23 protein-coding genes are annotated in these 22510 nt (G+C 51.9%); 5 read left to right on the plus strand and 18 right to left on the minus strand.

Annotation, left to right across the window (positions count from 1 at the left end; translation table 11 throughout):
- Window positions 1-167 precede the first annotated feature (167 nt).
- From ACSSVF_RS12180 to ACSSVF_RS12195, 4 genes are all read left to right on the plus strand, one after another.
- Window positions 168-1196, plus strand: coding sequence for an ABC transporter substrate-binding protein (locus tag ACSSVF_RS12180; protein ID WP_492403747.1), 1029 nt, complete (start codon window positions 168-170; stop codon window positions 1194-1196).
- Between the two features lie 73 nt (window positions 1197-1269).
- Window positions 1270-1893 (plus strand): class I SAM-dependent methyltransferase, encoded by a 624-nt coding sequence (locus ACSSVF_RS12185; protein WP_492403749.1) that lies wholly within the window; start codon window positions 1270-1272, stop codon window positions 1891-1893.
- Between the two features lie 50 nt (window positions 1894-1943).
- Complete coding sequence (locus tag ACSSVF_RS12190; RefSeq protein ID WP_492403751.1) at window positions 1944-2582, plus strand: peroxiredoxin; 639 nt, start codon at window positions 1944-1946, stop codon at window positions 2580-2582.
- Window positions 2583-2637: 55 nt separating this feature from the next.
- Window positions 2638-3285 (plus strand): alpha/beta family hydrolase, encoded by a 648-nt coding sequence (locus ACSSVF_RS12195; protein WP_492403752.1) that lies wholly within the window; start codon window positions 2638-2640, stop codon window positions 3283-3285.
- Between the two features lie 209 nt (window positions 3286-3494).
- Here ACSSVF_RS12195 and ACSSVF_RS12200 read toward each other — a convergent pair whose 3' ends face one another.
- From ACSSVF_RS12200 to ACSSVF_RS12275, 16 genes are all read right to left on the minus strand, one after another.
- Window positions 3495-3704 (minus strand): dodecin, encoded by a 210-nt coding sequence (locus ACSSVF_RS12200; RefSeq protein ID WP_379030282.1) that lies wholly within the window; start codon window positions 3702-3704, stop codon window positions 3495-3497.
- Between the two features lie 42 nt (window positions 3705-3746).
- Window positions 3747-4250 carry a hypothetical protein gene (locus tag ACSSVF_RS12205; RefSeq protein WP_492403755.1) on the minus strand — a complete coding sequence of 168 codons (504 nt, stop codon included), beginning with the start codon at window positions 4248-4250 and terminating at the stop codon, window positions 3747-3749.
- A 58-nt stretch (window positions 4251-4308) separates the two neighbouring features.
- Window positions 4309-5403 (minus strand): ABC transporter substrate-binding protein, encoded by a 1095-nt coding sequence (locus ACSSVF_RS12210; protein ID WP_492403756.1) that lies wholly within the window; start codon window positions 5401-5403, stop codon window positions 4309-4311.
- Window positions 5404-5793: 390 nt separating this feature from the next.
- Window positions 5794-7245 (minus strand): TonB family protein, encoded by a 1452-nt coding sequence (locus ACSSVF_RS12215; RefSeq protein WP_492403758.1) that lies wholly within the window; start codon window positions 7243-7245, stop codon window positions 5794-5796.
- Window positions 7246-7307: 62 nt separating this feature from the next.
- Window positions 7308-9173: an ABC transporter ATP-binding protein gene (locus ACSSVF_RS12220; protein WP_492403759.1), complete on the minus strand. Its 1866-nt coding sequence runs from the start codon at window positions 9171-9173 to the stop codon at window positions 7308-7310.
- On the minus strand, window positions 9160-10944 hold the full coding sequence (locus ACSSVF_RS12225; RefSeq protein WP_492403761.1) for an ABC transporter ATP-binding protein: 1785 nt from the start codon (window positions 10942-10944) through the stop codon (window positions 9160-9162). The genes ACSSVF_RS12220 and ACSSVF_RS12225 overlap by 14 nt, the downstream gene beginning before the upstream one ends.
- Before the next feature lie 21 nt (window positions 10945-10965).
- Entirely contained in the window at window positions 10966-12018 is a 1053-nt protein-coding gene (locus ACSSVF_RS12230) for an ABC transporter substrate-binding protein (RefSeq protein ID WP_492403764.1), read from the minus strand.
- Window positions 12019-12075: 57 nt separating this feature from the next.
- Window positions 12076-12849, minus strand: coding sequence for an ABC transporter permease (locus tag ACSSVF_RS12235; protein ID WP_492403766.1), 774 nt, complete (start codon window positions 12847-12849; stop codon window positions 12076-12078).
- Between the two features lie 9 nt (window positions 12850-12858).
- Entirely contained in the window at window positions 12859-13626 is a 768-nt protein-coding gene (locus ACSSVF_RS12240; RefSeq protein ID WP_492403767.1) for an ABC transporter permease, read from the minus strand.
- Between the two features lie 25 nt (window positions 13627-13651).
- Window positions 13652-14056: an ExbD/TolR family protein gene (locus ACSSVF_RS12245; protein ID WP_379030309.1), complete on the minus strand. Its 405-nt coding sequence runs from the start codon at window positions 14054-14056 to the stop codon at window positions 13652-13654.
- A complete protein-coding gene (locus ACSSVF_RS12250) occupies window positions 14056-14805 on the minus strand; it encodes a MotA/TolQ/ExbB proton channel family protein (RefSeq protein WP_492403769.1) in 750 nt (249 codons plus the stop codon). Before ACSSVF_RS12250 ends, ACSSVF_RS12245 begins: the two co-directional genes overlap by 1 nt.
- 29 nt (window positions 14806-14834) lie before the next feature.
- Window positions 14835-15668: an energy transducer TonB gene (locus ACSSVF_RS12255; protein WP_492403770.1), complete on the minus strand. Its 834-nt coding sequence runs from the start codon at window positions 15666-15668 to the stop codon at window positions 14835-14837.
- A 17-nt stretch (window positions 15669-15685) separates the two neighbouring features.
- Window positions 15686-16567, minus strand: a complete 882-nt coding sequence (locus ACSSVF_RS12260; RefSeq protein ID WP_492403772.1) for an ABC transporter ATP-binding protein — start codon at window positions 16565-16567, stop codon at window positions 15686-15688.
- A gap of 237 nt (window positions 16568-16804) precedes the next feature.
- Window positions 16805-17893, minus strand: coding sequence for an ABC transporter substrate-binding protein (locus ACSSVF_RS12265; protein WP_492403774.1), 1089 nt, complete (start codon window positions 17891-17893; stop codon window positions 16805-16807).
- 76 nt (window positions 17894-17969) lie between these two features.
- Entirely contained in the window at window positions 17970-19040 is a 1071-nt protein-coding gene (locus tag ACSSVF_RS12270) for an ABC transporter substrate-binding protein (RefSeq protein ID WP_492403775.1), read from the minus strand.
- Window positions 19041-19067: 27 nt separating this feature from the next.
- Window positions 19068-19790: a class II aldolase/adducin family protein gene (locus ACSSVF_RS12275; protein ID WP_492403777.1), complete on the minus strand. Its 723-nt coding sequence runs from the start codon at window positions 19788-19790 to the stop codon at window positions 19068-19070.
- A gap of 312 nt (window positions 19791-20102) precedes the next feature.
- Here ACSSVF_RS12275 and ACSSVF_RS12280 point away from each other — a divergent pair, with 312 nt between their 5' ends.
- Window positions 20103-21236, plus strand: a complete 1134-nt coding sequence (locus ACSSVF_RS12280) for a sigma-54 interaction domain-containing protein (protein WP_492403779.1) — start codon at window positions 20103-20105, stop codon at window positions 21234-21236.
- A 76-nt stretch (window positions 21237-21312) separates the two neighbouring features.
- Here the strand turns inward: ACSSVF_RS12280 and ACSSVF_RS12285 are convergent, their stop codons facing one another.
- Together ACSSVF_RS12285 and ACSSVF_RS12290 are read right to left on the minus strand one after the other, a co-directional pair.
- A complete protein-coding gene (locus tag ACSSVF_RS12285) occupies window positions 21313-21864 on the minus strand; it encodes an NAD(P)H-dependent oxidoreductase (RefSeq protein ID WP_492403781.1) in 552 nt (183 codons plus the stop codon).
- 213 nt (window positions 21865-22077) lie between these two features.
- On the minus strand, window positions 22078-22446 hold the full coding sequence (locus tag ACSSVF_RS12290) for a hypothetical protein (RefSeq protein WP_492403783.1): 369 nt from the start codon (window positions 22444-22446) through the stop codon (window positions 22078-22080).
- Window positions 22447-22510 lie beyond the last annotated feature (64 nt).

Raw genomic sequence — 22510 nt, forward strand, 5'->3', positions numbered from 1 at the left:
GGCAGAACAACAGTTGCCCTGGGACGGATGTTGCTGGATAAACAAGAAACTGGCTTGCAGGAAGTCAAAAATAGCCTATCTCATTGATTATTAATAATGAAATAGACTGGCATGCTTCCTGCAATATAGCTAGTTCCAAACTAATTTAACTCATCAGGAGAGATGATATGTCTGCACAAGACAAGATTGATAGCATTTGGTACACACGCTGCCCGGTGCCTACCCCATTGGGACTGGCTGCACGTGAAGGCTGGATCAGCCAGGAATTTGCACAAGATGGTATTACCATCAACACCTTGCAAGAAACGCAAGACCCGGAATTGCTGGAGTCACATTACGATCACCGCTTGCCACACTCTTTCCGCCAGGGCGGTAACGTACCGGCCATCTGGGCAAAATCCAGAGGCACGGATACTAAAGTGATCGGTTTGAACTGGGTAGATGAAGCGCAACTGATCGTCACCCTGCCAAACTCAGGCATTACCACACCAGCTGACCTGAAAGGCAAACGCATTGCGGTGCCAAAACACGTGATCAGCATTGACCATCAACGTGCCAGCGCTTTGCGTGGCATTGTGGTGACGCTGGAAGTCGGTGGCCTGACACCTAAAGATGTCGAGCTGGTTGATGTTGCAGTTGAAAAACAACCACCAACCATAGGCTGGCAATCAGGCAAGCGTGCTGCTTACGCTGCGGAATATGCCGCCCTGAAAAACGGCGAGGTAGATGCGATTTTCGTTAAAGGTGCCCGCGGTTATGAAAGCGCCAATGAGCATGGCGTGACGATTGTCTACGATGTGCGTCAGCATCCGGACCCAAAAGTCCGCGCCAACAATGGCGCGCCACGCCCAATCACAGTGGATGCCGCTTTGCTGCGTGACCGCCCTGACCTGGTAGTGCGTTTCTTAAGCCAGATCGTAGAAGTGTCTGACTGGGCTGCCAAGCATGAAGCGGAAACCGTGGCTTACATTGCCAAAGAATCCGGTTCTACTGATGAATGGGTACGTAAAGCCTATGGCCAGGACGTGCATCTGCACCAGGGCACAGACCTGAACCCTGAATCCATCGCAGCGCTGGAAGGTTATAAAAACTTCCTGCTGGAATGGGGCTTCATCAAGGAAGATTTTGATGTTCAGGCCTGGATAGACCCATCAGCATTGGCTGAAGTGCAACGCCTGAATAAAAAAGCTGCTTAATTTTTAGCACTCATGTGGCAGTTGCTCAAGGTGCGCCTTGGCACCTGCCACTTTTACTTTTAACAGACAAAGAATGATACAGATCCCCAGCCCTATCGATTTAAAAGACCCTGCCACTGCTGCAGACTGGGCACAGTCTGCCCTGGCCAAACGCCCATGGCGTCCCGAATTTTTCCAGGCTTTTGCCGACACTATCCTCAAGCATTTCCCGACTGGCGCCGTACGTATTCTCGAACTAGGTTCAGGGCCAGGCTTTCTTGCCGATTTTTTATTGCAGGCATTGCCGAAAAGCCAATACGTGGCGCTGGATTTTTCTGCCGCCATGCATGCGCTGGCCAGGAAACGCGTGGGCCTGGGTAGTGAACATATCCATTTTCTGGAAAGAGACTTTCTCACACCCGACTGGTCGCAAGGGTTAGGCGTGTTTGATATCGTTGTCACCATGCAAGCCGTGCATGAATTGCGCCACAAAACCCGCGCCAGCACCTTGCACCAACAGGTAAAAAGCCTGTTACAGAGCGATGGTTATTATTTACTCTGCGACCACCATACCGATGACGGTGGCATGCAGAACACTGAGCTTTATATGTCCGTCGCTGAGCAACAATCCGCCTTGATCGCTGGCGGGTTCAGCCATGTCGAGCTGATCCTGAACAAGGGTGGCCTGGCATTGCACCAGGCGCACTGTCATGCCTAAGCAACGGCATCCCCATTCATACAAAAAACTACATTCTAAGGAGCATTACGATGAGTTTAAGATTAGGTGATATCGCCCCTGATTTCACACAAGATTCCAGCATAGGCCCGCTCTCATTTCACGAGTGGCTGGGCGATAGCTGGGCCATATTTTTCTCCCATCCGGCCGATTACACGCCGGTGTGCACTACCGAACTGGGCGCCACCGCCAAACTGGCAGGTGAGTTCAAAAAGCGCAATGTGAAAGCGATTGCCCTGTCAGTCGACCCGGTAGAGTCACACCATGGCTGGATCAAAGATATCAACGAGACCCAGTCTACCGAAGTCAACTTCCCCATTATTGCGGATGCTGACCGTAAAGTGTCTGAGTTGTATGACCTGATACACCCGAATGCCAGCGCAACCGCCACGGTCAGATCAGTGTTTGTGATAGACCCGAACAAGAAAATCCGGCTGACACTCACCTACCCTGCCAGCACTGGCCGTAACTTCAATGAACTGTTGCGCGTGATTGATTCATTGCAATTGACCGAATACCACAGCGTGGCCACGCCAGCAAACTGGGAAGACGGCCAGGACGTGGTGATCCTGCCCTCCATCACTGATCCAGAGGTGCTCAAAACCAAGTTCCCCAAAGGGTTCAAGGCAGTGAAGCCTTATTTACGCCTCACACCGCAACCGAATAAATAACACCCAAAGGTCCGGCGTCACACCCGGGCCTTTCATCTAATGACGGAATAACTTCATGCGCTTGTCCATCCCATTATTGATCGCAGCCCTCATGTTAACCAGCCTGTCCGCACAGGCCGCTGAACCGGTTACGGTGACTACGCCTCGCGGCGCACCCATCACTGTGGTCGCTAACTTGCCTGAAGGTCCGGGGCCGTTTACCACCGTCATCCTGGGGCCAGGCACTGGTACCATGAAACAAAAAATCAATGAAGTCGTCGAACGCGAACTGTTAAAAAACAATATCGCCGTCTATCGGTTTGAATGGGCATTTTATGTCAAAGACAAAAACAGCAAACCTTCCGACACCGACCGCACACCCGAGATCGAAGATTTTTCTACCGTCATCGCCCTCGCTAAAGCTGACAAACACGTAGATCCTAAAGCCATTATCATCGGCGGAAAATCGCGTGGCACCGTGATTGCCTGGCAGATCCTGCGTAATGACCCCACTTTAAAAGGCATCTTACAGCTCACGCCAGTGTGCAGCAAAGAAGGATTCACCGCTGACCAGCTTTACCCTGACCTCGCCAGCGAACGCAGGCCCTCGCTCTGGATAGCTGGCGATGCTGACTCAGCGTGTAATATCAATACGCTGTATGGTTTTCTGGCACATGCTGGCGGCCCGGCCAGAGCGGCGATTGTGATTGGTGACCACGGCTAAGCCGGCGATACAACCAGCCATTTAACAGCAGCGTTTGCGACAGACTTTGTGAAGGCTTTAGGCAGGGATAAACACTAAAGTTGAATTGTCTCCTGCGCTGAAAAATCGTATATTGAATACGTCTAAAACCTAAATAAAATAACTTGGACAAAAAAAAGGTCCGGGGTACAGGCCCGGACCGTTCAAGCACTACACTGGATTTTGTTGTTTTAGTCTTCGATTCTGAACCCGACTTTAATCGTGACCTGGAAATGCGCTAACTTGCCATCTGCAATATGCCCACGCGTTTCTACCACTTCAAACCAGTTGAGGTGATTCAGCGTTTTTGCTGCGCGTTCAATCGCATTCTTGATCGCATCATCACTGCTCACGGTAGACGAACCTACCAGTTCAACCACTTTATAGATATGCTCTGACATCGTTTTATCCTTTTATACAATTGAAGTTGTTTGCCTGCGACTTTATTGTACTGGCTGCCAGACGCGTCCGGGGGGATTCTGGCTGGGGTTGCCTTCAATCCTGATCAATTTGGCCGGGCCGTCACGTCTGGGTGAGTGGATCTCATTTTCGTTATAGACGCGCACATTGCCAGGTTTGAGTTCAATGGAATCACGCAGCTTGACCGTGCCTTGTTTACCTGGCTCGCCGGGTTCAATCACATCCCAGCCATCCATGGTAGTGACGCCTGCTACCTGACCATAAATCGCCCAGGAAATACCATGGTCATGCGGTGGTGCTTTCCTGGCTTCCTTGAAAACATGCCCCAAGATGGCAAAGCCAAGATCAGCATCTTCGTACAATACCCGGCGTTGTGGTTGTGCATCATCCAAGTATTCGCTTGCAAATGCCTGGTCGGAGACCACGTCCTGCAAATAAACGCGGACACGCTCGCGACCTGCCGGACCGTTGTCTTCCAGCAAAAAATTGCGCACCTGTTGTGCGACAGCATCAATAGTAAAAGCCATGCTTACTCCAGATAAAAATGGTTGTGGAGCGTGCTTGTGCACTGGCTCCACATGATAATTACGCCGCCAGCTTGCCGCCCTGCTCATTGGCAAGTAATGCTTGCAAGGCTTTTTGCGCATCTTGGATAGGTCTGTGGTCTACCCAGGCATCAAAATCAAAGTCTTTATCCAGGATGCCATAGCTCAGCAAAAAGTCTTTCTGCTGACGGAACAACTCCAGGCGTTCTGCGGACAGATCGGGCGCCAGTGAAAGATGGAAGCCATTGCGATAAGCCGCAGCCACGCCTTCCGCCGTACCGCCAGTTTCGTTTTGCAGGATCTCATGCACACCGGCCAGGTTGGTTTTCGCCCATTCCGCAGCACGTAATGTCTGGGTCAGGAAACGCACCACCACATCGTAATGATTTTCCAGCAGGTAACGATGGACGGTCACGGGGCGTGGCGTACCGTTGTTCACGCGGAAACGTTTTTCCGGCAAGGTGTCCAGGTCGATACCCACTACCAGGCCTTGATCGCGCGCGCCATCCTGGGCAGCAGCACCCTTGACATAAATGGCATCGACTTTGCCTGCCAGCAAGGCATTAAAACTGGCTTGCCAGCCACCGTAGCGACGGCCGGTGGCACTGACTTCGTTTTGGCCGACTTCGACCAGCTGGACATCATCCAGCGTCAGGCCGACTGAGGCCAGTGCGCCTTTGTAGCCATGCAGGCTGCTGTGGCGCGTGATGGTACGGCCACGTTTGTTTTCAGTGATATCTTTAGCATTGTAGCCAGGCAATGCCAGGCGTTTGCCTTTCAGGTCTTCCGGCTTGCGGATATTGGAATCCGGGCGGACGATAATGGACTGTGATTCTTCGATCCAGGTCAGGCCGATCAGCACGGTATCAGCGCCTTGCGCTTTGGCTGGGATGGCAAACAAGTTGCCGCCTTCGCGGATCAGGGTTTGCAAGCCATGATCATAATGGTGATGCCTGAAATCGGCACTGTCATCATCCTGCAAAGCGCGCAGGCGGACATTGTCTTTGGTGAATTCATCCTGCAACCAGCCAAGATTGAACGCAATGCCGGAAGCCGTAGGTACACCGCCCTGGCCATTGCCCGCACAACGGGTGAACCAGAGCGTATTGTCAGGAAGCTGTTGTTGATTACTCATAATACATTCCTTTGATTAATTAAAATTTGTAGTGACCGACCAACCGGTATGACACTGTTATCAACAGCGATTGGTGACTGCTTGTTTGTTAACCTGGTGTCAGCAATCAGGATCTGACTTACATGACCTTGCCACACCGTTATGCACACGTTTTGAAACAATCGCTTGTTCAACAGTGCATCAACTTAACAAATCAGTATGTATATCTGCAGGAAATATGCCAAATGCAAAGAAATTTAAATACCCTATAAAAATCAATGTATTACATGACACTGCACTCATCAACCAATTTTGCGCTGTTTGACTATGAGCAAAGCGCTGATGGGCTTGCAACAGTTGAATGTTACTAATCAGCATCAATACTTTGCGCTGCTGGCGCCAGGAAAAAGCTTAATTGTTCAGATTGAATGCCACTGGTACCGTCACCACGGCATCTACCGCCACGCCCTTGACCAGCGGCGGATAAAACTGCCAGCGGGCGACCGCCGTGAGCGCCAGCCAGGCCAGCTCTTCGTTGTTGTTTTTCAGTGCGTGCGGAAACTGCAGCGAGCCTTCTTTATCGATATAAAACTCGACCAGCACAGTACCGGTCACGCCTTTATCAGCCAGCTCGGGCGGATACACCGGCGGCGGAGTGTAAAAAGGTTTAGGCGCATGATCCAGGCTGGTGACCGGCGCAATAGCAGGCTGGGATTTTCTCAACTCGTCCAATATGCGCAGACCATGCTCACTAATGGCGATGTCATGCGTGCCGTGCTGGGTGAATATCCTTTTGATGTTGAAAGCCGACCAGGAGAACTGTTTATTCTTGCGCGCCTGGAAAAAAGTGGAGGATGCAAGCATGGCCTTGAGTGCCTGGCCAAATGCCGGTTCTGAACTTTCAACGACATTCAGTTGTTTGGGGGAGCCTGCAGGGTCTATCACCACAGTCACGGTCGCCGTGCCTCGCACATGATCCTTGAGTAACTCGAGTGGATAAACCAGCGGCGCGACCAGTTTGTCTGCTGGCGGATAATCGTATTGCAACATCTCCGGCTCTGTAGTGCTGGCTTTTTTAGGATAAGGATTCTGCGAAGGAAGATTATCGGGCAGGCCGCTAAGCCTGAATGGGAAAGAATGCACGATAGGCGTAGGCACAGGCTGCCCCTGGACCAGGGCGGCTTTTACCGTTGCCTGCTTGAGGCTACGGATAGCAGACTGTTCGAACAAGGGGTGATTCGATTGAATCACTTCAATGCTTTTTAACTGGTTGCTCTCAGTCACATCCATAGCCACCAAAACTTTGCCTTGGCTGCCATATTTGCTCAAGGTGGCAGGGTAAACACCAGGCTTGATAAAGGTGATGACCGCTGACTTCGCCACCTCAGTCGGCACGTGGCAATTTTTATACTCGCCTTCGTAACGAACGCCGTTTGGCCAGCTGGTGACACCTGCCTGCGGGCAGCCTTTTTCAAAGTTGCCTTCAAAGCGGCTTCCGTCAGGCGAAGTGTGTATGCCGGGGCCATGCGGCAGGTTATTGAAAAAAACCGCCTCCAGGCGTACGCCGTGGTTGCGACCGTTAAAATATTCAATCACCCCCTTGCCTATCAGCTTGCCCTGTATAAAAGGGCCGCTATAGGTGGTTTTGTGGATGCCGTCCTCAAACACCTTGAGCACCCCTACCCCGTCCAGGTAGCCATCTTTACAATCGCCGGCCCACTCTATGCTATCCAGTGGCTGTTTAAAGCGTGCATAGAACTTGCAGCCTTTGTCATCGCTGAGCCAGACATCTTTCACTTCATCTGCCGCATGGCTGAGCCCTATCCACATCAGCAGTATCTGCACGATTAGCACTTTTTTCATCTCAAACCCCATATGACGGTCTACGCATCATTTCAGCAATGCAAGCGGATGTTGGCTGTTTCCTAAAGCTGCTCCCCGGCTTCATAAGCGTGGTACAGATCGGCATATTTGCCATTGTTCTGGATCAGTTGTGTATGCGGGCCCAGCTCTGCGAGTTCACCATGGTGAATCACCGCAATCAGGTCGGCATCGCGAATCGTCGCCAGGCGGTGGGCGATGATGATGGCAGTGCGGCCTTCACATAAGCGCCTGAGGGCATGCTGGATACGCCGCTCGGTCTGAATATCCACCGCAGAAGTCGCTTCGTCGAGGATCAGGATAGTAGGGTTGGCAAGATAGGCGCGTAACAGGCAGACCAGCTGGCGCTGGCCATGGCTGAGGTGGGAGCCCATGGCACCGACTTCGGTATGGTAACCATGCGGCAAGCGGCTGATCAGGTCGTCAATACCCAGTTCGGCAGCCGCTTGCTCAAACTCGGCCTGTTGTGCGTCAGGCTTGGCCAGTTTGAGGTTGTCTATGATGGTGCCACTGAACAAGACGTTATCCTGCAGCACCACACCCACATGCCGGCGCAGGTTACGCTGCGTCAACTGCCTGATATCAAAGCCATCGATCAATACCTGGCCCTGCTGCACATCATAAAAACGTGTCAGCAGCTGGATCAGCGTGCTTTTACCATGGCCGGTCGGCCCGACAATCGCCAGCACCTGTCCGGCTGGTACGGTAAGGTTGAGGTGCTTGATGACCGGTTTGGAATGGTCAGGCAAGTAGGAGAACAATACGTTTTTAAATTCCACTTCGCCTTTAATCGTGTCCAAGCGGATGGCATCTGCTCTATCCAGCACCTCTGCCTGCGTATCCAGCAGCAAAAAGATGCGCTGTGCAGAGGCAACGCCATTGGTGTAGCGTTCTACCAGGTCACCCAGCTCCTGCAACGGACCTAAAAACATATAGACATAAAACAGGCTGGCGGCAAACTGGCCTAGGGTTAAGTGGCCCAAGGTGACTTCCTGCCCACCAGCCACTAACAACAACATCAGGCCGAGGATGGTGAGCACGCCGGTAAAATGCGTGAACCAGCCAGACGCGATATTGCTTTGCACCAGCGAGTGAATAAATGCATCGACCAGGCCGCGGTAACGTTTGAGGTTGCTGTCTTCCTGCACGGTCTGCTTGATGATACGCACCCCGGCCACGGTTTCGACCAGGTGCGCGGTAAAGCGGGCGCGGTTCTCGGCCACACGCGCAAAATGGTGGCCCGAAAGCCGCCGGAACAGCATGCTAGACAGGATCAGCAAAGGAATCACCAGCACCAGGTGGTAGAACAAGGTCGGCGACACCCATAGCAAAATCGAAGCCGCCATCACGAACCTGAGCAAGGCAGAAAATATTTCCGGCGGCCCCTGGATCAGCAACGGTTCCAGCGCATCGATATCGCGGTCTATACGCGAAATAATGCGGCCGGACTTGGTCCGGTCAAAATAAGCGACGCTGAGTTGCTGCACATGGCTGAAAAGATTGACGCGTAACTGGTTAAGGATGCGGATAGCGGCGGTGCCGGAAAAGTATTGCGACAGCCCGGCGAACACAAAGCGTGCGCCCCACATCGCGGCCAGCCCGACCAGCGCCCAGGCGACCACCGGCCAGTCAATGCCGACCACCAGCTTCTGCGAAGCAGCCGCCACGCCTTGTGTCTGATATAACAACCCGTGATCAATGGCCTGCTGGATAAAATACGGCCGCAGGAAGACGAAGCCGACCAGGATGATTTCCATCACCACTGCGGTCAGGATGTAGTTTCTGACCGGCTTGAGCAGCGGTAACAACCGCCAGAACATATTGCGGTTCAACTGTTGGTTGGCGAGCTTTTCTTCCAGCTCGATATCCGACAGCACTTTCAGATTGGTATTACGTTCAACGGCCATCATCCAACCCCATTAATTCACGATAGCGTGTGTTGTTCTCGACCAGTGCCGTGTGTTTGCCAGCCGCCACAATATTGCCCTCGGACAGGAAAAGCACTTTGTCCGCCAGCAGGATGGTCGACAGTTTGCTTGCGATCACCAGCACGGTGGTTGCCTTGTCCTGTTTTTTCAAGGCACGGATATTGTTCAGTACATTGCGTTCGGTCACCGCATCCAGCGCGCTGGTGGCATCATCCAGTACCAGTATGCGTGGCTGGCCTAACAGCGCGCGCGCCAGGCAGACCCGTTGCCGTTGACCACCTGAAAGCGTCACGCCGCGATCACCGATCTTGGTTTCCAGCCCATCGCTTAAACTGACTAAGAGCTCGGAAGCACTGGCCATTTCCAGCGCCCACTCCAGCTCGTCTTCGGTAGCTTCTGGGGCCGTTAAGCGCATATTGGCCGCCAGCGTGTCCGAGAACAGGAAGGCCTCCTGCGGCACTGTATGTACCTGCTTGCGTAAACTCGCCAGGTCCAAGTCTTTGACATCGATCCACTGCCCAGCATCTCCCGCAATCGCTACTGCGCCATGTGTGACATCGGCCAGACGCGGCACCAGCCCGGCGAGTGTACTTTTACCGGAGCCGGTAGTGCCTACCAGTGCCACAATCTCACCGGCATTCACTTCAAAGCTACACGCATTCAAGATAGGGTTGCCGCCTTCTGGCGGGTGCACGGCTACCTGGTCAAAACGCAAGGATAAGGGGCCATCCGGCAAGGCAATCGTGCCTGATTTAATGTCGGGTTCAGCATCCAGTAAATCCCAGATTCTGGCGGCGGAAGAACGCGCGTCAGCAAAAATCTGCATGACACGGCCTACACCTTCTACCCTGAACACCAGGGTATTCACCATCAGCAACGCGGCGATCAACTGGCCAAGATTCAGCACATTGGTATATACCAGGTGACAGCCAAAGCCCAGCACCCACACTTGCCCCAGCGCGACCACGAATTGCGGCAAAGGGATACGCGAGGTATAAAACGTCAACGCGGCAAACGCATGTGACATAAAGCTTTGCACATGCTGCTCAAACTTGTTGATACGGCTGGATTCCAGCGCAAACGCCTTGATCACGCGCACGCCATTCACGCCTTCGGTCAGGTCCTGGTTCACGGCATCGTAGGCTTCCCCGACTGCCCTATCCAGTTTGACCAGGTGTTCGGTTTGCAACAGCAGGATGCCAAAACCGGTCAGGCACAGAATTAACGGTACCACGCCTAACCAGAAGTCATACCAGAACAAGAACCCCATGGCGGCGGCGATGACCAGGCCGGTATCCACCACCTGCCGCCAGAAGCTGATCAGGGCATCCCGCAATTTATCGGAATCACGCGTGGTACGCGTCACCAACTCGCCAGCACCATGCGCCCAGTGATAACTTTGGTCTAGCCGCTGTACCTGGATCAGGATGCGCTCGCGGATATGGCCGATCAGGTTTTGCTGGATGATCAGGGACAGCCAGCCGACAAAATACATGATCAGGGCGCGCCCCAAGGCCACAGCCACAATGATCAGCAGCCAGTGCCAGGCGGCTTCACTGTTCAGCGTGCCACTGGCCTCCTGGTAAATGGCTTTGCCATGCTGCACATCATCAATCGCTTTCGCGATCAGGCCTTGTTGCAGGGCAAGCATGAAATTGGCGGCGGCAAACAGGCCAGTACACAGCCAGAACCTGATTGGGGTTCTGCGATACAGTAGTAAACAGCGGATAAGCGGATAGTGTCTAAGACTCAAAACGGATCAATTCTGGAAAAACTAGCGGTGGAGACTGAGTACTGGCGCTTTGAGCGTATCAAGCGGCGCAGGATCTACCCAGTCCATGATGTTGAAATCCTGCTTGAGGAAACCATACTCAAACAAGAAGTTTTTGAACACTTCCAGACCTTTGATGGCGTGTTCAGATAGTTCCAGCCGCAACTGCTGGTGTACGTTGGCGCCATACACGCGCTGCACCCAGGGCTCTGCCCAGCCGGTTTCTTTGGCGATCAGCTGCACGGTTTCTTGCGGATGTTTTTTTGCCCAGTCGCCTGCCTTGACCACGTGCCGCAAAAAGCGGCTGACCAGGTGCGGATACTGCTCTATGGTTTCAGCATTGACAGTCAGTGGCCTCGGCGTGCAATTGCTGATCCGGATAAAACTATCCGGGTGGAAGCCTAGATCAAATACGACCTGCGCGCCCAGCAGATGCGTCACCTCGGCGCCACGCACATCCTTGACGTAAATGGCATTGACCTGGTGTTTCACCAGGGCATACAGCTCATTGACATAGCTATGCCTGCCCTGCCCCCAATCCGGTCCGCCGGTGCCCGGGTTCGGTTCTATCGGCGTATCAAGCAAATCGACCACTTCAACATCTTTCAGGCTGAGGCCGACGGTATCCAGTGCCACCACGAATGCACGCAGTGCAGAAGCCCGTTGGTGATCTATGCTGACATCATGCTTGGGGATGCCGATGCGGCAACCTTTCAAATCCTTGATGCTACGCAGTTTGGAATTGGGCAGGCTGATGATGGACTGGTATTCGTCCGTCCATGTCAGGCCTATCACCCGTGTTTGCTGTCCGCTGGCCCTGGCCCAGATGGCGGGCACACTACCGCCCTGCCGGAATGAATGCGGCAGGTGGTGATCAAAATGGGACTGGAAATCAGCCGGGCTAGCAGATTCACGTAAGGACTGGATAGGAATGCCATCCGGCGCAAATTCTTTCGCTATCCAGCCGCTCTGGATCGCCAGGCTCAGGGGCGTAGGCACTGCGCAGCGGGTATACCAGAGCGCTTCAGGCTGATGATGTGTAGTTGGGGTAGACATTCTTATTATTGTGCGTAGCTATTTTTATGGTGTCTCGCGTGCCTGGCAGGCCGCGAATTAACGGGTATTACGCCATTTGAACAAACTGTTCCCCGCCACTTTGATTACCAGTGACATCAGGTAACCGAGTATGCCGATGACAAAAGTCACAATGATCAGGATATCCATCCTCGAAGCTTCTTGTGCATTCATCATCAGGTTGCCCAGCCCGGCGCCTGCCGTGAATAACAGTTCGCTACCGATAGTGGATAACCAGGCAAAGGCCAGCGCCAGTGAGAAACCGGTGAATATTTGCGGCAGTGAAGCGGGCAGGATGATTTTGCTGTATACCTGCCATTGGCTCAGTTTGTAGACCTGGCCGACTTCACGGTACTTGCCATCTACCTGCAACATACCTTCAAACGTGGATAGCACCACCGGGTAAAACGCAGACAGGCTGACGACGATCAGTTTTGATGTATCGCCATTGCCAAACCAGAGCGCAAATAGTGGCACCAGGCCTAGTAACGGCACTTGCCTGATAGCGTGATACACAGGCGTGATCAGGATATTGGCGACGCGTGATACGGCCACCAGTGAACCGACGATAAACCCGGCACTCGCGCCTATGAGTAAACCGGTCAATGCCCGCACCACACTGGCAGATACGTTAGCCATTAACTCACCACTTTGCCATAACTGGCTGACGGCGGCCGCGATCTGGCTCAGTGAGGCAAACGCGTAGGCATGGTTGGCATCCAGCCGTGACATCCAGTCCCAGGCCAGTACAATCAGCAGCGGCAATACCCAGCCGCGCCAGTCAGGAATCCATTTAGTCGATAGAAAATTCATGGTGTTAGCTTATGTTCTCAAATTGCGATGCCAGGGGATCAGGCGTAATTCGCCCCATTTAAACAGCTTGTCTATGCTGAAACCGACCACGCCGGTGATCACCACGCCGACCATGACGACATCAAGCCGGAACATTTCCCTGCCCAATTGCATCATCTGGCCGATACCACTGTCGGCGGCCAGCAATTCGGCAGCGACTAAAATAGTCCATGACCGGGAGAATGCGATCCTGAGCCCGGTGAACACTGGTGGCGTAATGGCAGGGATAATCAGTTTGCGGTACAAGGTTGTTTTTGGTAGCTGGTAAATACTGGCCACTTCAAAATAACTTTTTGAGACGCCTTTTGTCGCTTCATACGCGGCCAGTGCCACCGTTAACGAAGCCGCCTTGAATACAATAATGACCTTGAATATCTCATCGACGCCCAATAACAGGATCAGGATAGGAATCAAGGCAATGGTCGGCACCTGGCGCAAGCCCTGGAACAGCGGCAAGGCAAACGCTTCCACACGTGGTGAAATCGCCATCCAGATACCGAACAGCACGCCGACCACCGCCCCCAGGCTGAACCCGATCAGCAAGCGATTGAAACTTGCTTTCAGATGCAGGAGCAATTCGCCGTTATCACTCAGCTCACCCAGCGTGGCGAACACCTGCTGCGGCGTGACCAGGATATCGTCAGAATAGTAGCCTGCGTTTGATACCCACCACCAGATGGCAAGCACCAGCAGCGGGGAGATCAGGAAAGGTAATACATACTTCCATTGGCGTGTCATGTGACTAAAACCTCAAGCCTATCTGTTACTCAGCCTGCGTCAGCACAGCCACGCGTGAAATACCTGCGCGTTCGATCGCTGCCATGACTTTGGCGACTTTTCCGTAATTCACGGCTTCGTCCGAGCTCAGGTGCAAGGTCACATCCGGGTTGCTATCGTGGATACGCTTGAGCTCAGGCTCTATGGTTTCCAGCGGATATTCCTGCTTGTCGATATACAGCTTGCCAGCAGCATCCACAGACACCGTCACCGGCTTTTTCTGCTCGGTGGTCTTGGTGGCTGAGGTCTTGGGCAAGTTGACCTGAATCGAATTGGTCATCAATGGTGCCGTCACGATAAACGCGACCAGCAATACCAGCATCACATCGACCAATGGCGTGACGTTGATTTCACTCAATACGTCATCATCGGCATTTGTAGAAATAGCCATTATGCAGTTGCTCCTTTGAGGTTACGCACGACAGAAGCTGAAGCAGATGCAGAAGACACGAACTCACCCGGCTTGGTCGCATCTGCCGCTTTTTTGAAAGTCACTCGGCGGGAAACCTTGATCAGGTCTTCAGCAAAATCATCCAGGTTGTTGCTGCTGGTTTTCAGGCGACGCAGGAAGAAGTTATAAGCCAGCACCGCAGGCACCGCCACAGCAATACCAATCGCAGTCGCTACCAAGGCCTCACCGATCGGGCCTGCAACCACTTCCAGGCTGGCAGTGCCCAGTTTGCTGATATCGGTCAGCGCATGCATGATGCCCCATACCGTACCCAGCAAGCCGACGAACGGTGCCGTACTACCGATACTGGCCAATACCACCAGGCCAGCTTCACGCAATACACGCTCTTTTTGAATCTGCTGGCGCAATGCGCGCTCCAGCACTTCCTGGCGGTCACCGCTATGACGCAAGTCATCGGCAGATTCAACATCCAGGTCTTTCAGGGTTTCAAAGCCCACTTGTGCCACGCGGTAAGCCGGGCCGTTGTGGCCTTCTAATGTCGCAGCTTCCTGCAGGCTTTTAGCGCCCCAGAATGCGGCCCTGAATTTAACGTTCTGTTTGCGGATCAGCCATACCTGGAATGATTTGGCCAGGATAATGGTCCAGGTGACACCAGAAGCGATCAGCAAGGTGATCAATACGCCAAGCACCACTGGAGATGCACTTTGATAGGTTTCTAAACTAAACATGGTATTTCCTTCTCTTTCAAATTAAAAAATTACTGCAGCTTGAATTCAACCGGGAATGTCGCCCAACCTTCAACAGGCGTATTCCCACGTTTTGCCGGGGTGAACGCCCAGCGTTTCGCTGCAGCAACCGCAGCATCATCCAGTACGCTATGCCCACTGGACTTCTTAACTTTTACATCCGCAGGCTTGCCGTTTGGCAGCACTTTCACCCGCAAAATCACCGAGCCTTCCCAACCCTGGTCGGCAGCAAAATCCGGATACTCAGGGTCAGGGTTATTCAAATGGCCGACGCCGCCTTTTGCTTCTACCAGTGGCTCCTCTTTGACGACCGGAGCAGGTGGTGGTGGCTCTGGCGCCGGAGGCGCTGCCACTACCGGGGCAGTGCTTTTCGGCGCTTCGGTGTTTTCCTGGATTACGATGTCATTCGCGCTGATATTCTGCGATGCCGGTGCGGTCCTCAATGCTGGCGGTGGCTTGGCAGCCTGCGGCGGAGGTTCCACGCGTTTCACTGGCGGTGGCGGCGGTTTTGGCGGCTCAATCACCGGGGGCGGCACGACCTCTGGTTTCACAAATTCAACAATGACTTCCTTCTTTTTCGGCTTGACGATACTAGGCTCGTTCAATGCACTCAGAAATCCGGCGATACCCAGCACATGCACCACCACTACTGCGGCAATCAGTGTGGCCAGCTTTTTACGTGGGATCACATGCTCCACCGCATTCAGGCTGGTCACCAGTCGTTCAGATAACCTCTTAAAATCCTCTCCTGTTGCAACCAGCTGTTTTCTGCTACGACTTTTATCAGTCAGTGAATCCCAAATCGTGGAATGCTCGGCAGGCGATTTCAGTGCCGTTGTTGACATACAAACTCCTAATAACTCTAACTAATCTCAATGAAATCACTCAACACATCGTCCTTGATGTGCTGAAATTTCGCTGAAGCCCTATGCCTAGGTCTGGGCAAGTCGACTTCAACGATACGTTTGATACGGCCGGGGTTGGCTTCCATCACCACGACACGGTCACCCAGAAACACGGCTTCTTCCACATCATGGGTCACCAGGATAGAGGTGGTGTCTTCTGATTCCCACAGGCGTTGCAGCTCTTGTTGCATCTTGAGCCTGGTGAGCGCATCCAGCGCACCAAAAGGCTCATCCAGCAGCAATAGTCTTGGTTTCAACACCAGTGCCCTGGCAATCGCAACCCGTTGCGACATACCGCCAGAAATCTGGTGCGGATAGGCATCGGCGAAACCGCTTAAGCCTACCAGTTCAATCTGGTGCGCCACACGCGCCTTGATTTCAGCCTGGCTCAAGCCGGATGACTCCAGCGCCAGTGCCACGTTCTGCTGCACCGTCAACCACGGGAACAGACGGTGCTCCTGGAACACCAGGCCACGATCCAGGGAAGTCCCTGAAACGTCATCACCCAGCCAGACGATGCTGCCGTCATAAGACGTATCCAGGCCGGCGATCAGGCGCAACAAAGTGGATTTGCCGCAACCGCTGCTACCAACGATGGAAATAAACTCGCCTTTGGCGACCTGCAAAGAAAAATCCGACAACACCTTGAGTGACTTGCCATTCAGCTGGAAGGATTTGGAAACACCTTCAACAGCCAGCACTGCGGCTTCACTTGCCAGGGACAAACGATTGGAGCTACCTGATGAACCACTTGGTTGCGCAGCTGGAGCTGAGGCAGGATCAAGATCAGTCAGACTCTCTTGATCAATGTAATTTAAAGCGGCTTTGGTCCTACCCATGTTTATTCCTGTACAAAATAACTAGGTATCTATACGCAAACCCTGTGCCAAGTTTAAAATTATTATTTTTATATTTAAAAACAACAAGTTATAAATATTTCAGCAGAATATGGATAGCAAGGATGTTGACTATGAATCATTTGAATGTGAACTGTTGCTGGCACAGCAACAGACATAAAAAAACAGATGGCGGGAAACCATCTGTCTAGGGAGTGATTGCCCGGAGGCAATAAAATGTTATTGTTTTGCAGCTATCTGGGATGGCGCCCAGAAAGTTTCTAAATTCAATTCTTTGAGTGCTTTATCGACAAAAGTCGAGTTCAGCAACTGGTTGATATCGATATCCTTGCGGATCAAGCCTGATTCACGCGCATAAGAGGCAGCACGCTTATAGTGATCTACCAACGCCTGGTCATATAGTGGTGACCAGCGATCACGCCAGCTGACGACATCATCCTCGTAATCACGCCTGACCACGCTTTCCGGCTGCACCAGGCTGGCATAGTCTTTCAGGTAGGTTTCCTTGTGTGCTTCCTGCGCTGCCCAGTGGTTGGCTTTGATAAATGAAGTCACGATCGCCTGCGTTAATTCCGGGTACTGTTGCACGAACTCATTACGTGCCCACAAGCCGCCCATCAGTTTCCAGTCCGGCGGGGCCGTTTTGGTAGACCAGATGATTTTGCCTACGCCTTTATCCACCAGGTTGTAAGCATCGCTCAGGGAATAGAAAGCATCCACAGAGCCACTTGCCAGCGCAGCTGAACCGACTTGCGGATTGACGTTGACGATTTTGAAGTCAGTCAGCTTGAAGCCGTTCTTCTGCACCAGGTTGGCAAAGGCGATCTCCCAAGGGCGGCCTCTATGCAGAGCAATGCGCTTGCCTTTCAGGTCGGCAATGGTCTTGGCTGTTGAGTTGGCTGGCACCACTAAATAAGAGTTACCGCTGCGGCCCCATGGCGCCACCAGTTGTACGCGTGGTTTGGAGCCATTGAGGATGATCGGTGGCAAATCGCCATAAGCGGCAAAATCAATGGTTTTGTTGGCAAACGCTTCGTTGACGATAGGGCCTACCATAGCTGTGGCTGCCGGCACCCATTCGACTTTCACGCCGCGCTTGGCCAGTTCTGCATCGAGGCCGGTTTCAGTCACCAGTTCGGTGCTGCCCAGGTAACGCGTTTTGCCATTGACGTTGTAAGCAACGGTGGCAATGCGGACGACTTTGGGTTCATTGGCAGCTGGCTTGGCATCTGCGCTATTGGCATCGGAGACGCTGATGAAAGGCACCAGTACCGCTGCTGTAAAAACCACTTTTAAAAATTTAATCACACTTACTCCTATAAAACATCAGGTCATCAACGTTTGCGCTGACGACCTTTATCAACATTGCGGCGTTCAGCAAGCTTTAAGCCACCGCTGCATATTTATGCAGCAATTGCTCGGCTTCACGCAAAGGCCTGTCATCGACCCAGCTGTCCAGGTCAAAATCCTTGTCGAGCAAGCCATGTACCAGCATGAAGTTCTTTTGCTGCCTGAACAGTTCAATGCGTTCTTGCGATAAATCAGGCGCCAGTTGCAGATGAAAATCTTCACCATAAGCAGTGGCAACGCCTTCTTCACCCGAGCGGGTTTCTGATTCCAGGATATCGCGCACACCTTTAAGGTTGTTTTTGGCCCAGTCTGCGGCACGCAGGGTCTGGTACAGGAAACGCACCACCAGGTCAAAATGGTTATCCAGCAGATCCTGGTGCACAGTGATAGGCCTTGGCGTGCCATTGTTCACACGGGTAGATAGATCCGGATAGCTATCCAGGTCTATGCCGACCACGGCACCTACGCGTTTGGCTGCATCCACTGCTGAAGCGCCTTTCACGTAGACCGCATCCACCTCGCCTGCCACCAATGCATCCAGCCCGGCCCACAACTCACCGAGGCCGTTACGGTTGCCACGGCCGGAAGCCACTTCCACCAGCTTCACATCGTCCAGTGTCAGCCCGGCGATCTTCAGCGCGCCTTTATAGCCTTGCAGGCTCATACCGCGCGCGATACTGCTGCCACGCACGTGGCTCTGGATTGGGTGATCAATGAACTCAGGCAAAGCCAGGCGCAAGCCTTTTAAATGTTCCGGCTGCGTGATGCCACTGTCTGGCCGCACCAGGATGGCTTGCCATTCATCGATCCAGGTCAGGCCTATCAGTTTAGTAGGCGCGCCCTGCGCTTTAGCGGCCAAAGCCAGTAAATTGCCACCTTCACGGATCAGGCTGTTCAGGGCATGATCGTAATGATGTTTGGATAACTCTTTAGGCGCTTCTTGCAAGGTATTGATCTGGATATTGTCGCGGGCGAACTCTTCAGTCAGCCAGCCCAATTTATAGGCCAGCCCGGTAGCAGTTGGCACTGGGCAGCGTGTAAACCAGATTTGATCAATGGTTTGTGAGGCTGTATTTTGCGAAACAGGATTTTGCTGAACGGTCACGATGGTTTCTCCGGCTATGACAGTGAATTACAGATCAGAAGGACGCAACAGGCCTTCTGCCTGGGCCTGGTCATACAGTTTGGCCATCTTCCATTGCTGCTTCAACACACCTGGGCCGTAGTCACGCGAACCGCCCAGCGCCTCTGCCAGTGTCTGCAATTTGGCGCCCTCTTCGAGCAACAAAGTGAACTCAGCCAGCTTGCGCAGGCCTTGCTTGCCCCATACTGTGGAACCGCCATTGGCTTCCAGAATAGCTGTGTGATGTGGATTGATCGCGATCTGGTCCAGGATAAAGTCCACTTCCTGCTGACGACGGTCTATATAGATAGGCAGTTCTTTGATCAGGTTAAAGCGTTGCACCGGCACATAGCGAATCGGCAATGTGCGGTGTGTTTGCGCCCATGCACCCAGGTAAGTAGAGTGGATATGCGAAATGGTGGTCACTTCAGGATGTGCCTGGAATAATTTCAAATAGCGGTTAACTGCAGCGCCATTGCCTTTACCTGAATAAACCACGCCATCAAAACCAGCCACCAGGGCTTCTAGCGGTTTATTCTTGTTAAACGGGCCTGGATCATTGACGATGATCAGCTTTTCCTGGCCTGGTACTCTATGCACAAAGCCAACAGTACCGTTGGCTGTAATGGTGTCAGTTTCTCTGAATACTTCGAAAGCCAGTTTGGCCTCAGCCACTGTCTCTGCAATATAAAGATCCAAATCGATTTCTGTATTTAATGTTGCAACCGTCATGTCTAACCCTTTCTTATTTGGTCTGGAATTTCCTCGCTAGCTTATTTGCAAGTTATATGCCATATTGAAAAATAAGAAATTAACGGTTAATAATCAGACTGTTACATAAATATTCGTGCATCATCAGCGCAAAAAACCTGTGTTGCAAATGCAACAAGTGTTTAAATCAACACAGTGAATTGTTGAATTATCGTATGGGGTACATACCCTTACACATATAACCAGTTCGCATATAAATATAATTTATAGAACTTTGACTTCTTAATGATAAATACATTATATTGACACGCCTGTTAAGTGAGGAAGTCAATTATGAGCGCACAACGCTGGGATATCCGTGATTCGTACACTGAACGTGTCGATCATGTGATCACTCACCCTAACCCATCCGCTGTCAGTTTATCTGTACGTGCCAGCGCATTGGTCTTCAGCGATCCAAAATCGCAAAACCTGCTTTCCCTGATCGAAAGAATTGCCACCAGCAATGCCACGGCATTGATCATAGGCGAGACTGGCACCGGGAAAGAACTGATTGCGCGCCATATCCATTCGCTCAGCAATCGGAAAAACGGCCCATTCCAGGCCATTAATTGCGGCGCGTTCTCAGAAACGCTGGTTGAGAGCGAGCTCTTCGGCTATGAAAAAGGCGCTTTCACCGGCGCGAATATGTCCAAGATCGGCTGGTTTGAAACAGCCAATGGCGGTACCTTGTTCCTGGATGAAATCGGTGATTTACCGCAATCGACCCAGGTGAAATTACTGCGCGTGCTGCAAGAGCGTGAAGTCGTCCGTGTCGGCTCCAGAAAGCCTATCCCGATTGATGTCAGGCTGATTGCCGCCACCAACGTGAACCTGGAAGAAGCGGTGAAAGCCGGGCGCTTCCGCGAAGATTTGTACTATCGCATCAAAGTCGTGCCGGTGGAACTGCTGCCATTACGCGAACGCCGTGGCGATATCCTGCCGCTGGTTGAACACTTCCTGAATGTTTACCGCAGCAAATTGAATACGTCCGAGCATAAACTGTCACCGGAAACGATTTCATTGCTGATGGAATACCCATGGCCGGGCAACATCCGCGAGCTAGAAAATGTGATCCACCGCGCGGTGCTGGTGAGTATGACAGATACCTTATCGCCCAAAGACCTGAACTTACCGAAGATCAGCTTTAGTGCCTCCCAGGTGATCACGGATGAACATTATTCTGTGGCGACGCCAGCGACTGGCAAGATCAGTTATGAGCAGCAGAGCTCACTGTATAAGCTTGAAAGCGTGCTGGAAGAGTTGTTTGAACAAGGGGCCGATAATCTCTATGAACTGATTAATGGCACCACGGTGAGCAAGGCGTTTGAGCACAGTAAAAACAACCAGGTGCATACCGCCAAATTGCTGGGCATCAGCAGGAATATCCTGCGTGCCAGGTTGAAAGAACTCAACCTGATCGCTTAAAACCTGCTCAAGCAAAAGCGATGGCTATTAAAAAAGGGGATGAATATCCCCTTTTTTATTGATCGTTGCCGGACGTTCAGGCAACCAGCGTTTCAGGTAAGTGCTGTTTGATTAACACCCCTGCTTGCTCCAGTGCCTGGTCGATGCGTTGCTCGATTAGCGGGCTTTCCAGCTGATAATCCTTAAACTCGATATCCTTGGCATAAATCGTGGTCGGGATGGTATAGATGCCAAAAAAGCTGGCCAGGCTACGCAGGTGAGACTCTAGCACCAGGGCATGATGGTCACTGCCGCCAGTCGCCACCAGAATCGCTACTTTTCCTGTCAGTTTCTTCGGGTCAACCAGATCAAAGAAGTGTTTGAGCAAGCCTGTGTAAGAGGCTTTATATACCGGCGTACCAATCACAATCAGGTCTGACTGGTGCAGCTTGTCATATGCCTGGGTCAACGCTGGCGGAAAGTTGTTGAAAGAGACTGTAGGCCCCAGATCAGCAGTCAGTTTAGAAATATCAATCACCTCACCCGGGCTATGAAATTTCTGGCTAGCCCTTGCCACGACAGCATCCACCAATGAAAGTGTTCTCGAAGGTGCTGTGATATTTCCGGATACCCCAATAATTCTTGGCATTTCAATTTTCCTGTTTTAAACAATGTCACATTAAGATTAGCAAATTAAATGCCATATTTTTATATGTTTAAAATCAATGACTTATTATTTTAATGTTGCCCTACAAACATGTGCATTCGCATAAAATGTTGAATATCACACACTCGCTACCATAAAAAAAGCTGTGTCCGCGGACACAGCTTCTTGAATGAACGAATGGACTGCTAGTGTGAATCAGCGATTATTGAAGAATCCAATATTCACGACCTTGTCATTCACGAAAGTCAATTCGGTTTCTTTGTAGGTGTTTTTGTCATCATATCTGACGATATTCTTGAAGTACCACATTTCAACCTGTACTGGTTTGCTGTTTTGTTCGCCCTTGCCCATGCCTGCGATCATGTTGCCGGCATTGGTCGGTTTGACTGATTGCTGTTTTTTAAATGGCTGGCCAAGCTTTTCCAACACCACTTTTTTGGATTTTCCGCTAAAGCCATTGATAAAATCGTTTTCGTTATACGCTTTGCCTGCAAACGCCGAACTAGCGCTGAATAACACGGCCAGGGCAATGATCACGGCCGACATTTTTGAGTAAAACTTCATGTTTATTTCCTGTGTCCCAAAATCAACTATATTAAAAATTATTCTATTTGTGAAAGTATAACTG

The organism is Methylophilus sp. E2MeOHC9 (genome assembly GCF_058744375.1).

Coding starts and splice junctions, on each gene's coding strand:
- ACSSVF_RS12180 (WP_492403747.1), top strand. CDS start 168: ATGTCTGCACAAGACAAGATTGATAGCATTTGGTACACACGCTGCCCG.
- ACSSVF_RS12185 (WP_492403749.1), top strand. CDS start 1,270: ATGATACAGATCCCCAGCCCTATCGATTTAAAAGACCCTGCCACTGCT.
- ACSSVF_RS12190 (WP_492403751.1), top strand. CDS start 1,944: ATGAGTTTAAGATTAGGTGATATCGCCCCTGATTTCACACAAGATTCC.
- ACSSVF_RS12195 (WP_492403752.1), top strand. CDS start 2,638: ATGCGCTTGTCCATCCCATTATTGATCGCAGCCCTCATGTTAACCAGC.
- ACSSVF_RS12200 (WP_379030282.1), bottom strand. CDS start 3,704: ATGTCAGAGCATATCTATAAAGTGGTTGAACTGGTAGGTTCGTCTACC.
- ACSSVF_RS12205 (WP_492403755.1), bottom strand. CDS start 4,250: ATGGCTTTTACTATTGATGCTGTCGCACAACAGGTGCGCAATTTTTTG.
- ACSSVF_RS12210 (WP_492403756.1), bottom strand. CDS start 5,403: ATGAGTAATCAACAACAGCTTCCTGACAATACGCTCTGGTTCACCCGT.
- ACSSVF_RS12215 (WP_492403758.1), bottom strand. CDS start 7,245: ATGAAAAAAGTGCTAATCGTGCAGATACTGCTGATGTGGATAGGGCTC.
- ACSSVF_RS12220 (WP_492403759.1), bottom strand. CDS start 9,173: ATGATGGCCGTTGAACGTAATACCAATCTGAAAGTGCTGTCGGATATC.
- ACSSVF_RS12230 (WP_492403764.1), bottom strand. CDS start 12,018: ATGTCTACCCCAACTACACATCATCAGCCTGAAGCGCTCTGGTATACC.
- ACSSVF_RS12235 (WP_492403766.1), bottom strand. CDS start 12,849: ATGAATTTTCTATCGACTAAATGGATTCCTGACTGGCGCGGCTGGGTA.
- ACSSVF_RS12240 (WP_492403767.1), bottom strand. CDS start 13,626: ATGACACGCCAATGGAAGTATGTATTACCTTTCCTGATCTCCCCGCTG.
- ACSSVF_RS12245 (WP_379030309.1), bottom strand. CDS start 14,056: ATGGCTATTTCTACAAATGCCGATGATGACGTATTGAGTGAAATCAAC.
- ACSSVF_RS12250 (WP_492403769.1), bottom strand. CDS start 14,805: ATGTTTAGTTTAGAAACCTATCAAAGTGCATCTCCAGTGGTGCTTGGC.
- ACSSVF_RS12255 (WP_492403770.1), bottom strand. CDS start 15,668: ATGTCAACAACGGCACTGAAATCGCCTGCCGAGCATTCCACGATTTGG.
- ACSSVF_RS12260 (WP_492403772.1), bottom strand. CDS start 16,567: ATGGGTAGGACCAAAGCCGCTTTAAATTACATTGATCAAGAGAGTCTG.
- ACSSVF_RS12275 (WP_492403777.1), bottom strand. CDS start 19,790: ATGACGGTTGCAACATTAAATACAGAAATCGATTTGGATCTTTATATT.
- ACSSVF_RS12280 (WP_492403779.1), top strand. CDS start 20,103: ATGAGCGCACAACGCTGGGATATCCGTGATTCGTACACTGAACGTGTC.
- ACSSVF_RS12285 (WP_492403781.1), bottom strand. CDS start 21,864: ATGCCAAGAATTATTGGGGTATCCGGAAATATCACAGCACCTTCGAGA.
- ACSSVF_RS12290 (WP_492403783.1), bottom strand. CDS start 22,446: ATGAAGTTTTACTCAAAAATGTCGGCCGTGATCATTGCCCTGGCCGTG.